This window comes from Pseudoalteromonas sp. ABE4_541 (genome assembly GCF_056312285.1).
Window position 1 is genome coordinate 269,154 of record NZ_JBSVEM010000004.1, and the last position, 13,063, is coordinate 282,216.

The window sequence follows — 13,063 nt, forward strand, 5'->3', positions numbered from 1 at the left end:
AAACACTCTCGCTAGAACACATCGACAGCAATCGCCTTTTGACGCAATACTTCTGCCGCTAAAAGCGATTGCTTTTCTGCTTCTGTGATAATTTGGTTTGCCAGCGCTTCATCTAAAACATTTTCGAATGTTTTATCGTAATCGTCAGCTCGACGCTCTTTTTGCCATTGCTTCACTCTCTTACGAAGTTGTTTGAGTCCTTTTTGGCTTTGATAGGCTTGTTCTAGCTCAAAAATACAACCTGATGACTCAACTACGCATAAATGGCTTATTCTCTCGCGCGCATTCTTATCTTTGTTTACATTGCTACAAAGCGTTTCTATCAAAGTATCTCTGGGCCCTTTTTGGCCATGACCAAACAAATAAAACCACCTTTTAAGTACCTGAGCAAAAAAGCGGTTCGCGAAGTTGTCAATAAAACCATCCAAAGCGTTAAAGCCCGCATCTAGATGATGAGCCAACGCATACTCAACAGCACATAAATCTCCTTGCTGGCGTCCGTCATGCTCATATTTTTTTAATACACAAGATGCTAAATATAAGTGACTCAGCACATCACCTAAACGCGCAGATAGCATTTCTCTGCGCTTTAAAGAACCACCCAACAGTAACATCGCCATATCAGCACTCACGGCCAAGCAGGTGCTCAACCAAGTCAACTTTTTATAATAGCTTTGTGTAGAACCAGAGATAGAAACACGTGTACCATGCCCCCGAGTTATCCCTAACCAAAACGCTTTTAGCCCATTCATTGTTGAGTGCTGAAGGTGTGTCATAAGCAACTTGTCAAATTCTCGCAACCCATCATCGCCTTCATGATTTTGGATATTTTGCATCTCTTTTAGAATGTATGGGTGACAGCGCGTTGCGCCTTGACCAAAAATCATCAAATTTCGGGTCAAGATATTAGCGCCTTCAACCGTAATTGATATTGGGATAGCCGTATAATTATTTGCTAAGTAATTATTTGGCCCTTTTTGAATCCCTTTACCACCATGAATATCTAACGCATCATTCATGACGATACGAGACATTTCAGTAAGGTGATATTTAGCAATCGCGGTGATAACCGCTGGGCTCTTGTTCATATCAATTGCTTGCGCCGTAGTTTGTCGACACGCTTCAACGCTATAAGTCAAACCAAGTATACGGGCCAAACTTTGTTGAACCCCTTCAAACTCACACAGCGACAAACCAAACTGTTCTCTTACAAATGAGTACGCTGATGTCGTCCGGGTGCATAGATGAGCGGTGCCTGCGCTCAGTGCAGGAAGTGATATCCCTCGCCCTACACTTAAACAAGATACAAGCATGCGCCAACCTTTTCCAATACCAGATTGCCCACCGATCACCCAATCGAGTGGTATAAACACATCTTTACCCTCGGTCGTGCCATTCATAAAGCCCTGATCGAGTGGATTGTGACGTTGGCCAGTTTTCACCCCTTTATGTTCTGTCGGGATAAGCGCACAGGTAATGCCAAGCTCACTCTTTTCTCCAAGCAGTCCATCTGGATCATACACTTTAAAAGCTAACCCAAGTACAGAGGCAACAGGCGCTAGCGTAATGTAACGTTTAGACCAAGAAACTTTTAGTCCGAGTACCTTCTTTCCTTTAAAGGTTTTTTCACATACCACCCCGAAATCTTGAATTGAGCCGGCATCCGATCCCGCATCCAATGATGTCAATGCAAAACATGGTAGAGCATCTCCACTGGCTAATTTGGGTAGCCACTCCTCGCGTTGTTCGGGTGTACCGTAATGCAGCAGCAACTCCGCTGGACCAAGGCTATTTGGCACCATAACCGTTACCGCTGTAGAAATGCTCTTACTCGCAATTTTTGCAACTATGGTCGAATTAGCTTGCGCACTAAACGCCCTTCCACCATATTTTTTGGGAATTATGAACGCAAAGAAACCTTGCTCTTTTAAATACGCCCAGACCTCTTTCGGCAAGTCTTTATTGGCGCGTATATTTTCTTCATCCAGCATATTTAGCAAAGTATTCAGTTCATTGTCGACAAAAGAGCGCTCACTAGGACTCAATTTAGGTGCTTCAACATTGTGCCATTTGTGCCAATTTGGATTGCCTGAAAAAAGCTCAGCATCCCACCAGGTGCCCCCCGCTTCCATCGCCTCTTGTTCTGTCTGAGTAAGCGCTGGTAAAGAACGCGTAAAATAGCGCATAACTGGCAAAGTAATCACTTTGTAGCGCAAGGGCTGAATAGCAAAGATAATACACACTATAACAATCAATAATACGACAATACTCATGCTAACCTCCTGTTCTTCGTTCTCTAAGTATGCTTAAGATTTGCTCAAACTCAATTAAACTGATTGTTTGATCTCAAGACATTTGTTCCAAAGCCACTGCGCTGCTATTATTCGGCGCTCATATAACAACAAGTGACAACTCCATGAAACCACTATTTAAGCTAAGTCTAGGTGCTTGCGTAGTAGCCGCTGCGCTTTCACTATCAGGCTGTAACAGCACATCAAATAATACGCCTAAGCTTACAGAAAAAGACGCAGAGACTTTCCTCGCGAATGCACAAGCAACATTAGAAGAACTCAGTATCAAAGGTAATCGAGCTCAATGGATCTACGCAAATTTTGTAACTGAAGACACAGCATCACTCGCTGCAAGCGTAAGCCAAGAATCAACGGATACAATCGTTCGCTTAGCGACAGAAGCGGCGCGTTTTGATTCATTGAATTTGAGCGATGACAACCGTCGTAAAATGAATAAGCTGAAGTTACAACTAACTATGGCGGCGCCTGCCGATCCAAAGAAATCGGAAGAACTTGCTTCTTTACTTGCTGAGCTTGACGGCATCTACGCAAAAGGAACCTACTGTAAAGAAGGCCAGTGCCAAAGCTTAGGCGATCTGACTGCAAAAATGGCAACTAGCCGAGATTACAACGAGTTACTCGACATTTGGCAAGGCTGGAGAGAAGTATCAAAACCAATGCGTCCCTTATTTGAACAGCAAGTGGTACTCGCAAATGAAGGGGCACAAGAACTAGGATATAAAGACACTGGTGCAATGTGGCGTAGTAAATACGATATGCCTGCTGATGATTTTGGCAAAGAGCTAGATAGACTTTGGGGTCAAGTCAAGCCTTTATATAACGCCCTACACTGCCATGTTAGAGCAAAATTAGGTGAGCAATACGGCGAAGATAAAGTGCCTCAGAACCAGCCTATTCCAGCACATTTATTAGGTAATATGTGGGCACAACAGTGGGCCAACATCTATGATGTAGTCGCACCAGACAATGCTGATCCTGGCTATGACGTAACTGAATTACTAGAAGAGCACGACTATTCAGAATTAGACATGGTACGCGGTGCCGAAAAGTTCTTCACTTCAATGGGCTTTGCTCCACTACCAGACACTTTCTATGAGCGCTCACTTTTTGTGAAACCTCGTGATCGTGACGTACAATGCCATGCATCGGCTTGGGATCTGGATAACAAAGATGATATTCGTATCAAGATGTGTATTCAACGCACCGGCGATGATTTCTCAACTATCCACCATGAACTAGGGCACAACTTCTATCAGCGTGCTTACAAAAACCAACCTATCTTTTATCAAGACAGTGCAAATGATGGGTTCCATGAAGCAATTGGTGACACTATCGCCCTTTCTGTAACACCAGGTTATCTTAAGGAAATTGGCCTATTGGATAACGTGCCTGATGAATCAAAAGACATTGGTTTATTAATGAAAATGGCACTAGACAAAGTGGCATTTATTCCATTTGGCTTATTAGTTGACCAATGGCGTTGGAAGGTATTCTCTGGCGAGATCAGCCCAGAGCAATACAACCAAGCATGGTGGGATTTACGTGAAAAGTATCAAGGTATTCAAGCACCTATTGAACGTACTGAAGCAGACTTCGACGCTGGTGCAAAATATCACGTACCTGGCAATGTACCTTACACACGCTACTTTTTAGCCCATATTCTACAATTTGATTTCCACCGCGCATTATGTGAAGCGGCAGACAATAAAGAAGCGATACACCGCTGCTCTATTTACAAATCAAAAGAAGCAGGCGAAACGCTAAATGCAATGCTTGAAATGGGTAGCAGTCGTCCTTGGCAAGAAGCGCTGAAAAGTGTTACTGGCAAAGAAGAAATGGATGCAACTGCAATCCTAGATTACTTTGCACCATTAAAGAAATATTTAGATGAGCAAAATAAAGGCCGTCAGTGCGGCTGGTAATGTGTTAATACTCTAAATGTAACAAACAGCCACACTCTGAAACACATTTGCTGTTTATCTCCTTTGCATAACAAGCTACTGTATGTGCAAAGGAGAGCTTATGAATTTAAATAGAGTGTGGCAGTTAGCGCAATTTGAGCTAACTCGTTTATTCGCCACCAAGCGTGGTTTATTGGCGCTAGCCGCCTTTGCAATGGTATGGTTACTCATACTACGCTACCCCATCGGGCAAGCAGTGCCCTTTTTGAGCAGCCCTGAGTTTTCAGAAGTAGCACAAGAGCTCGCTGGCAATATCGGCTTGAGAGAATTAGTCAGCTGGCCACAAGCCGAACTGGTTATTTACTGGCTAATTGCACTGTACAGCTTTCCTGTTTTTGCCCTATCCGTATGCTCTGATCAAACGGTAGGGGATAGAATGCGTGGAACATTGCGATTTATCAGCCTACGCTGTACCCGAGATGAAATATTTATTGGCCGTTTTCTTGGTCAGCTTATCATCGTCACAAGCTTGATATTGCTAACGGCTTTGGCGACTGTACTGGTGATGGCGTATCGAGATCCCGCACTCACCTTATCAGGATTTACATTAGCACTAAAGCTTATTGCTCAGCTCAGTATTATTAGTACTCCCTTTGTCGCATTGATGGCAATACTCAATATCGTTACAAGCTCCTCAAGGCTTTCTATCGTGCTTGCTACTTTGGTCTTCACTTTAGGTAGCGCTATGCTCTCGTACTTTTCATACTATGTGCCGCTTCTAGATTATCTGTTTTACGTCTTTCCAGGCGTGCAATTAATGGACATCGCGCCGCAAGTTAATGTCTCACTTTTCAACTGGCTAATACCCATATTACAAACATTCGCATTCTTAGCTACTGGTTTATGGTTGTTTAGGAGACGCGCATTATGAGCACATTAATAGAAGTCAATCAGTTATCTAAATCATTCTCTGGCAACACAGCGTTAAACAACGTAAGCTTTACAATTGAGGATAAAAGCACCACAGCACTTGTTGGCCCCAATGGCGCAGGAAAAACGACTCTTATGAGCATACTGTGTGGTTATCTCACACCTGACAGCGGCTCAGTTAAGATTATGGGGCAACCTCTAGGACACCCTTCTTTGTTTGGAAAGTTGAGCGCACTTCCACAAGATGCGATGCTTGACCCTCGCTTCTCAATTAACAAACAACTCAGTTTTTACGCTGCACTACAAGGCCATAGTAAGCAACAAGCACAAAAAGAAACATCCCGAGTATTGGAGCTAGTAGGCCTTGCAGACAATCACAGCTCAAATATTACCGAGCTGTCTCACGGTATGAGAAAACGAGTCAGCATTGCACAAGCATTACTTGGCTCGCCCAAAATCGTCTTGCTCGATGAAGCAACAGCAGGGCTTGATCCAATCAACGCTCGAGAAATACGAGCGCTCATCTCCTCATTGAGTGAAGACATTTGTTTTATTTTAAGTTCCCACGACTTGGCTGAGTTAGAACGCTTATGTACGCATGTGTTGTATCTTGAAAAAGGCCGTTTAACGACGCATAACAGGAACACAGATAACGCCCAGAGTAAGTTCATTACCTTACAGCTTAACGAAAACTACCGGGATGTGCTTGAGCTGCTCAAGCAACTCAGTGGCGTACTTTATGTGAAGCAAAGCCAAAATAAAGAGTTCATCATTGAGTATCAAGCCTCGTTTGAACAATTTGATATACACTTACTCAAGTATTGTTACAAACGTCACTGGCAATATCGTCAGTTAATAAATGGCCATACTCTTGAAAATCAATTATTTGAGAAGGATTAAACCATGGGACTTTTAAGCGGTATTTTAGGAAATGCAAGCGAAGTAGATCACGACAAGTTAGATGAACTACTCGAAAACACACTCACCGAAAACGAACACGTAGAAAAAGCCTATCAGGTTATCAGAGATATGTTCGTGTTCACAAATAAGCGATTATTACTTATTGATAAACAAGGAGTAACCGGTTCAAAAGTAGAGATACTAACTATTCCTTACAATAAGATAACGAAATTCAGTAAAGAAAGTGCAGGCCATTTTGACTTAGATTCAGAGCTAAAAATATGGGTTGGCTCAGATCCCGAACCAATCTGTAAAGAGTTTAAAGCGGGAGATAACATTAATGATGTATACCGCATCATTAGTACGTACGCCCTGTAGTACTTTAAGCATAAAAAAGAGCGGCTTTTACCGCTCTTTTTTATTCCGGTGCTTTAATTAAAAACGTGCTTCATTAATTTTTGACCAAATTGATAAACCTAGTTTTTCAAATGCAGTACTCATACCCAGCCCCACTTTTTCAGAAAGTTTCTTCTTGCTTCGATAAGTTACTTTATAAAGCTGGTGCGTTTTGTCTAAAGACATAAGTACGTCATCGCTTGTGCTAATTTCATCTACTAGATCAAAGGTTTTTGCATGTGTCGCAAACCAATGCTCACCGGTAGCAACCTTTGCAATATCAAGCTTGGGCCTGTGCTCCGATACAAACGTTTTAAAAAGACCATGCGTATGCTCAATCTCTTCTTTAAATTTCTCGCGACCTTTATCAGTGTTTTCACCAAACATGGTCAGCGTACGTTTGTATTCCCCTGCAGTAATTTGCTCAAAGTCGACATCATTTTTCTTTAAAATTTTATTGAAGTTAGGTATCTGAGCAATCACACCGATAGAGCCAACAATTGCAAACGGCGCAGCAATGATCTTATCTGCTACACAGGCCATCATATATCCACCGCTAGCGGCCACTTTATCGATACATACCGTCAGGGGCAAACCAAACCCTTTTACTCGATCTAATTGCGATGCAGCTAACCCGTAACCATGCACAACACCTCCGCCACTTTCTAGATTAACTAAAACTTGATCCTTGCTCTTATCAGCAATATTGAGAATAGCGCTGACCTCTTCTCTGAGGTTTTTAACCTCATGCGCATCCATACTGCCAATAAAGTCAATCACAAACACCTTACCTTCAGGCTCTTCATCATCGCTCTTTTTCTGAGCTTTACGGTAGGCTTTAAGTGCCTTTTTATCCAACGTTTGCTCAATAAAGCTGTTTTTACGTTCAAGCATTTGCTCAGAAAGGTCTTTGAGTTCAATTTCACCTTGCTCCCCTTTCGGCTTTTGGCTCGCACCCGCCACCGCAATCACAATAAGCGCGCCAACTGCCACAACGATGGTGAGAGCTTTAGCTAAAAACAAGCCATATTCATATAAAAATGCCAATGCAGACTCCTAGAAATAAACAGTGAATCATAAAAAAAGCCGCTAAACAGCGGCTTGTCATAGTGAATCAATTACACTTAATTAGCAATAACTGCAGGGTTAGTTATTTGCAGATACAAACCTTTAGATTTCAAGAATGAAACTAGCTGTGTTTGCATTTCAACCGTTGCCATTTCATGACCTTGTGGTGTGCCAAGTGCTTTTTCACGGAACGATGTTGTAATAATTGAGCCATGATTACCTTGGCTGAAGTTTACAACATAGCTCATAGGTGCAGCCGACGTTTGAGTCGCTGATACCGTTTGTAATCCCATCATACGTGCTAATGGAGTACTACCAGATAATGGATTAGCTGTCGTTGGAGGAATTACTGTATCAGCCTTGTTACCATCTACACCGCCTGTCACAACACTCATGTAAATAGGTGTTTGTAGCTGTTGTACGGCACTTGCGTAGTTGAGTGGATCACCACTATCTAATGCCGTTTGAGCAGCATAAACAAATTGCTGAATGATGCTTTTCACAGCGGCAAGAGATTGAGTATCACTTGTTTCAGTTAAATGCTTAATGTAATAGCTATAAGCACATGGCGCCACTGCCGCTAAATAACGAGCATCCGTTGGGTTAACTTCAACGCCTTCAACTGGACAAAGAGACGCAGCATCTGTCGCGATATAAGTGATAAATGCTTTAGAAGCAAGGTTGTTTGCAGCAAGTAATACCGAACCTTGCACAAATGGACCAAACTCTTCAGATTCTGCCAAGAAGCTAGCAATACCGCTACCACCGCTCGCTAAACCAGCAGCTTCAACTTTAAATAACGGATCAACGTTTGCATCAAGCGGCATGTTTGCGTGAGCGATAAAGTTTGGTGCTACTACCGAGCCTAATGAATGGCCAACAAAACTGACTTGAGTTGGATTTAAACCAACTGTTGGGCTTACAAAATTAAGACCTAAACGCAAACCAAGCAAATCAACTGCTGATTGACGTAGATTGTCACGAGCAACTAACAGTGACGATAGATTCATGTATGAAAGTACCGAGCCTTTGCCATCTGTCGCATTGAAATCATCAATACCATCGCCGTCAATATCTAGACCACGTTCACCATGCATAGGATGGTCAATTGCTACGGTTGCAAAACCTTGCGCACTTAACGCAAGCGTTAAACCAAGCATGGCTTCTTTGCTTGTAGTAATACCGTGCTGCAAAATAACCACAGGCCAGCCCGTTGCAGGTTGCTCTATTCCCAACAAAGCTGGAATTGGTTTTGTAATTTGAACAGGTACATTAGCCAACCATTGTACTTGTGGAATGGTATTATATTTTGTCAAGAAACGTGTGCTATCTAAACCAAAGTCGCGTAAAACACCACCAGACATTGCGGCACACGCTGCGTCGTTTGTATCAGCTTGAGGCTCTGGCAACACACCACCTACAAAAGCTTGATAACCTTGAACAGCAACTGCGCTATCGCACTGTGCGCGCCAATATGTATCAGCAGCACTTGCAGGGTCTTTAGAAGCCGGTTTTGCAGAATACATGGGCAATTGAATACTACCACGCATATATTGAACAGCTTGGAAAGGAGCCCGTGCTGTAGGGTCTGGGATCGTAGCTTCAAGTGCGTCCGATACAGTCATCACAGGCTGCTCTGGCACTGTCAGTTTAGGATTAGCCCCTGTTGCTATGCTTGCTGCCATCAGCTTCTTAATTGTGCCAACTACAGGCCCAACTGATTGCATCGTCGCAGCAGCAGTGTAAATAATGTTTTCTTTCGAAAGGCTGCCATTAGAAGTAACCGCCTTTTCATAACTTCTAACTACCGCTTGAAGCGCTAATTGTGTATCAGTCACTAAGTTGTCAGTCTGTCGAAGTAATGTATACGTTGAGGATGCCTTTATGGAACGACCATCTTCCATTTTCAAAGAGTCAGTCAACACAGTAATGTAAGTTTTGCCTGCTTTAAAAGGCTTAAGAGGCTGTACAGCAATGCCATCGCCCGTGCTGTTGAGCGCCGCGATAAAATCACCCGTTGGGCCATTTTCTAACTCAGCGACCAAGCGACACGCAGTACCTGCGGCTTCATCTTTACACTGCTCATCACTTTGATCCGCGCCCATAACCACTTCAAAAATGCGTACAGATGATGGGTCACTCACAGACTGAGCGTCAATCGCATAGCCAGCTGGTATACTTAGATCAATGACATAAGGCATTTGTGTAGACCAACCATCCAATGCACCTAGTGCTAATGATGGAGAAGCATAATGGGCACGCGTTACTGCTGGGCTGCCATTTTCATCCAGCTCACCAGGCAGGTTAAGGGTGCCATCTTTTGTACCACTGAGTAATAAGTCATTTGGAACGGAGATTACGCTATTTGACGGATCGAATTTAATTGCGGCTGTAGGTAATACGGGTGCTGTTTCTTTTTTTACATCTTCTAAAGTTTCACCGCCACCACAGCCAACAAGGACTGAAGAAATCGCGAGTGAGAGTAGCATTTTTTTCATTTTTTAGGCTCCGACATAATCTTATTATTATTTATGTTCTAATTCGTTAAATCTATGTAATAGTGTTTTTAATAAGACATTAGACCAGTTAAAGTTAACGTAAAGTGTAGCCTTTCGCCACCTATATTTACAATAAATGCGATAACCTGTGGTAAAATGTGCAAAATTTACCAGTTGAGGTTAAAAATGCACGATTATAATGCCCCGGCTAATGCCCTAGAGAATAAAACAATTTTAATAACTGGTGCAGGTGACGGCATAGGCCGTGTTGCCGCAATCACCTATGCAAAACACGGTGCAACCGTAATTTTATTAGGTAAAACCACTAAAAAACTCGAATGCGTCTATGATGAAATAGTTAACGCAGGCTACCCACAACCGGCCATCGTTCCGCTTGATATGCGTGGAGCAAGCAAGCAAAACTATCGCGATTTAGCAGCCACAATCGAACAGCAATTTGGTAAATTAGATGGTTTGCTCAACAACGCTTCTATATTAGGCTCATTGGGCCCGCTTGAACACTTTTGTGTATCAACGTTTGAAAATATTATGAAAGTAAACGTAACAGCGCAAGCTATGATCACGAAGTACATGTTTCCTCTTCTTAGAAAGGCTGAAAACGCGTCAGTTGTATTCACCTCTTCTGGCGTTGGTAGGAAGGGACGTGAGTTTTGGGGGCCATATGCAATATCTAAGTTTGCTACTGAAGGTATGATGCAAACTTGGTCTGAAGAAGTAGGCAAAACAGGGATCCGCATTAACTGTATCAATCCAGGTGCAACCAACACAAGCATGCGTTCCGCCGCATTTCCTGGTGAAGATAAAGATTCTTTAAAAACACCTGAAGACATTATGCCAACCTACTTGTATCTAATGAGCGATGATTCAATTGGCATTAATGGTCAATCTTTAGACGCCCAACCTAAATAAAGCTTAGCCCATTTAACAATGTTGTTGAAGATATAAAGGAATAGAATTACCAACTTTTCTCTTCAACAACATAATAAATCCATCGCAAAACTAACTTCAAATACTCGACCTAACCCGCATATTTATTGCCAGCATTAAGGAGTAGCTATGGCAAATTTTTCAACGCATTTGCAAGCATCTGTGATCACGAGCGCGGCCTTGTGCTCAGTAGTCCTTGCAACATCAATTGCCAGCACGACTGACACGTTGACCATTTTCATTATCGGCAGTCTAGCAGGCCTTTTGCCTGATTTAGATGCCGACAATTCAAAGTCATTAAATAGTTTGTTCTCAATATTTGCATTATGTGGCGCAATATCACTTCCTAGGCTTATCGAGTTTGAATCTCTAATCGGCATTTGGCTAGGCGCGATAAGTGTTTATGTTGGTGTGATGTATTTACTAAAGCCTCTATTTGAAAAATTCACCATACACAGGGGCGCAAGTCATTCATTACTCAATGTACTCATGTGTGCATTGTTAGCTGCTAATCTGGCGTTAATCGCTGGTCGCACAATTCAATTCGCACTGCTCGTTTCACTCAGTGTAACGCTTGGTATGCTAATTCATTTGACGCTGGATGAATGCTATAGCGTCGACATTAATAATAATGAGCTAAAGGCATCATTTGGCACAGCCTTAAAACCGTTATCTCTCAACTCCCCATTGGCAAGCTTGATACAGGTGTGTATTGTTGCAGCTTCTTTATATATGCTTTCCCCCTATCAAGAGTCCATCATGCGAACTCTGACGCACTGGTATTTAAAGTTAACGCACCTACCTTTACTTCCAGATGTACTGGTACTTTAGAAGATATAATTCTGCCTAATACATTAAGCTCGGGCAATATTCCCATTATCAATTACACTGTTAGGTAAGAGTGGATAGTCATAACTAAGGCTCATGAGGTTTTCCTATGTCCAAAATGATAGTCGGATTACTTGTTGGCGGCTTTATTGGAATGATTGTAGGTGCCTGGCTAGGTTATTCACTTAACATAGGTCGAGATAGACGCAACGAGTTTAATGAAGCGATTGAACCCATTAGACAAGCCCTTATGAAAGGTGAATTAATCACCGAGCAAGACATCAGCATACTCATTGCTAAACTCGGCAGAGATGGCAAAGGCGTATTTAACGCCTATAAGAAAATTTACCAGCCTAAAATGCAAATGGCTGAAACGCTGCTGAGAAAGGATGTTTACGGTAAAGTAAAGTGCACTCGTGAAGAATACGAGCAATCTAAGCAACTAAAAAAAGAAGCCATGACGAGTCTATTGGTTAAATGTAAACATAAATAATTAAAGATAGTGCCCAAATATACGCACTGTCAGGTCATTATTTTTTGGAAACCCGTCTAATGGCTTTGCTCAGCGCATAACTCATCATAACCAGTACAACGCTTGTGTTTATTAGTACTATGAAATAGGTATAAACTGAACCAAGAAAATTAGTTTCAAATATGACGCGGTCTAGAAACCTCATCGCAACCATAGTGATGGTTGTTGCGATCAAATAGCAAATAATCCTTGTGTGGCGTGTCAAAGAGAGCTTTTGTCTCTCATGTAGATGAATGATCAAAACTAAGCACAACAACTCATGTACAGCAAACAACAGATAATATAACTGACGTTTTGCCCCAGCACTAAGATCTGCGGTTAATAACCCCTCAGAGAGAAAACGGCCCAAAAAATCAAAACAAAAACTTATCAAAACAACGACAAATACTGAAAACTCTGTTTGCCCAATGTAGTTTGCTGACCTTGTTCCCCTCAACATTTCTTTAATACCAACTTGAGAGCAAAGTAAGAGAATAAATAATACGATTAACTTTCCTGTAATTAGCACCCAATCTATTGTGACTGTAACATCCTTCAAAACTACAATTCCTTTTAACCGAAACCAGCGTATTGTTTCATATCATATATGATAGATTTATTTTTATGAAAAGGTTTATAGTTGCAAAGGGTTAACGACAACGAGACAATTTTGCACACAACAAAAAAGCCCGACTCTTTCGAATCGGGCTTTCTCTTAATAGGTGCCTGGCGATGTTCTACTTTCACATGGCAACTGCCACACTATCATCG

Annotated in this window: 11 protein-coding genes; 7 read left to right on the plus strand and 4 right to left on the minus strand. The window is 42.1% G+C overall.

Annotated features, from left to right (window positions below; translation table 11 throughout):
• Nucleotides 1-11: 11 nt before the first annotated feature.
• Entirely contained in the window at nt 12-2,273 is a 2,262-nt protein-coding gene (locus ACW689_RS06260) for an acyl-CoA dehydrogenase (protein ID WP_476289425.1), read from the minus strand.
• Between the two features lie 143 nt (nt 2,274-2,416).
• Here ACW689_RS06260 and ACW689_RS06265 point away from each other — a divergent pair, with 143 nt between their 5' ends.
• The 4 genes from ACW689_RS06265 to ACW689_RS06280 all read left to right on the plus strand — a co-directional run bounded on the left by ACW689_RS06265 (nt 2,417) and on the right by ACW689_RS06280 (nt 6,421).
• On the plus strand, nt 2,417-4,234 hold the full coding sequence (locus ACW689_RS06265) for a M2 family metallopeptidase (RefSeq protein ID WP_476289427.1): 1,818 nt from the start codon (nt 2,417-2,419) through the stop codon (nt 4,232-4,234).
• A 100-nt stretch (nt 4,235-4,334) separates the two neighbouring features.
• The gene (locus tag ACW689_RS06270; protein ID WP_476289429.1) at nt 4,335-5,144 is read left to right on the plus strand and encodes an ABC transporter permease subunit; all 810 of its coding nucleotides are present in this window, start codon (nt 4,335-4,337) and stop codon (nt 5,142-5,144) included.
• A complete protein-coding gene (locus ACW689_RS06275; RefSeq protein ID WP_476289431.1) occupies nt 5,141-6,043 on the plus strand; it encodes an ABC transporter ATP-binding protein in 903 nt (300 codons plus the stop codon). Before ACW689_RS06270 ends, ACW689_RS06275 begins: the two co-directional genes overlap by 4 nt.
• Before the next feature lie 3 nt (nt 6,044-6,046).
• Nucleotides 6,047-6,421, plus strand: a complete 375-nt coding sequence (locus ACW689_RS06280) for a PH domain-containing protein (RefSeq protein ID WP_476289433.1) — start codon at nt 6,047-6,049, stop codon at nt 6,419-6,421.
• 57 nt (nt 6,422-6,478) lie between these two features.
• On the opposite strand, the gene sohB is transcribed toward ACW689_RS06280, so the two are convergent.
• Nucleotides 6,479-7,486: a protease SohB gene (gene sohB, locus ACW689_RS06285; RefSeq protein WP_476289435.1), complete on the minus strand. Its 1,008-nt coding sequence runs from the start codon at nt 7,484-7,486 to the stop codon at nt 6,479-6,481.
• Between the two features lie 77 nt (nt 7,487-7,563).
• Nucleotides 7,564-10,005: a VolA/Pla-1 family phospholipase gene (locus ACW689_RS06290; RefSeq protein WP_476289437.1), complete on the minus strand. Its 2,442-nt coding sequence runs from the start codon at nt 10,003-10,005 to the stop codon at nt 7,564-7,566.
• A 186-nt stretch (nt 10,006-10,191) separates the two neighbouring features.
• Between ACW689_RS06290 and ACW689_RS06295 the strand changes: the two genes are divergently transcribed.
• From ACW689_RS06295 to ACW689_RS06305, 3 genes are all read left to right on the plus strand, one after another.
• On the plus strand, nt 10,192-10,935 hold the full coding sequence (locus ACW689_RS06295; RefSeq protein ID WP_476289439.1) for a YciK family oxidoreductase: 744 nt from the start codon (nt 10,192-10,194) through the stop codon (nt 10,933-10,935).
• Nucleotides 10,936-11,082: 147 nt separating this feature from the next.
• Nucleotides 11,083-11,784 (plus strand): metal-dependent hydrolase, encoded by a 702-nt coding sequence (locus tag ACW689_RS06300; RefSeq protein WP_476289441.1) that lies wholly within the window; start codon nt 11,083-11,085, stop codon nt 11,782-11,784.
• A 106-nt stretch (nt 11,785-11,890) separates the two neighbouring features.
• Nucleotides 11,891-12,274 (plus strand): hypothetical protein, encoded by a 384-nt coding sequence (locus tag ACW689_RS06305; RefSeq protein WP_476289443.1) that lies wholly within the window; start codon nt 11,891-11,893, stop codon nt 12,272-12,274.
• A gap of 37 nt (nt 12,275-12,311) precedes the next feature.
• On the opposite strand, the gene ACW689_RS06310 is transcribed toward ACW689_RS06305, so the two are convergent.
• Nucleotides 12,312-12,851, minus strand: coding sequence for a hypothetical protein (locus ACW689_RS06310; RefSeq protein WP_476289445.1), 540 nt, complete (start codon nt 12,849-12,851; stop codon nt 12,312-12,314).
• Nucleotides 12,852-13,063 lie beyond the last annotated feature (212 nt).

Bases quoted from the DNA above. Each gene is read 5' to 3' on its own strand.
- ACW689_RS06265 (WP_476289427.1), top strand. From the start codon at position 2,417: ATGAAACCACTATTTAAGCTAAGTCTAGGTGCTTGCGTAGTAGCCGCT.
- ACW689_RS06295 (WP_476289439.1), top strand. From the start codon at position 10,192: ATGCACGATTATAATGCCCCGGCTAATGCCCTAGAGAATAAAACAATT.
- ACW689_RS06300 (WP_476289441.1), top strand. From the start codon at position 11,083: ATGGCAAATTTTTCAACGCATTTGCAAGCATCTGTGATCACGAGCGCG.
- ACW689_RS06290 (WP_476289437.1), bottom strand. From the start codon at position 10,005: ATGAAAAAAATGCTACTCTCACTCGCGATTTCTTCAGTCCTTGTTGGC.
- ACW689_RS06275 (WP_476289431.1), top strand. From the start codon at position 5,141: ATGAGCACATTAATAGAAGTCAATCAGTTATCTAAATCATTCTCTGGC.
- ACW689_RS06280 (WP_476289433.1), top strand. From the start codon at position 6,047: ATGGGACTTTTAAGCGGTATTTTAGGAAATGCAAGCGAAGTAGATCAC.
- ACW689_RS06270 (WP_476289429.1), top strand. From the start codon at position 4,335: ATGAATTTAAATAGAGTGTGGCAGTTAGCGCAATTTGAGCTAACTCGT.
- ACW689_RS06305 (WP_476289443.1), top strand. From the start codon at position 11,891: ATGTCCAAAATGATAGTCGGATTACTTGTTGGCGGCTTTATTGGAATG.
- ACW689_RS06260 (WP_476289425.1), bottom strand. From the start codon at position 2,273: ATGAGTATTGTCGTATTATTGATTGTTATAGTGTGTATTATCTTTGCT.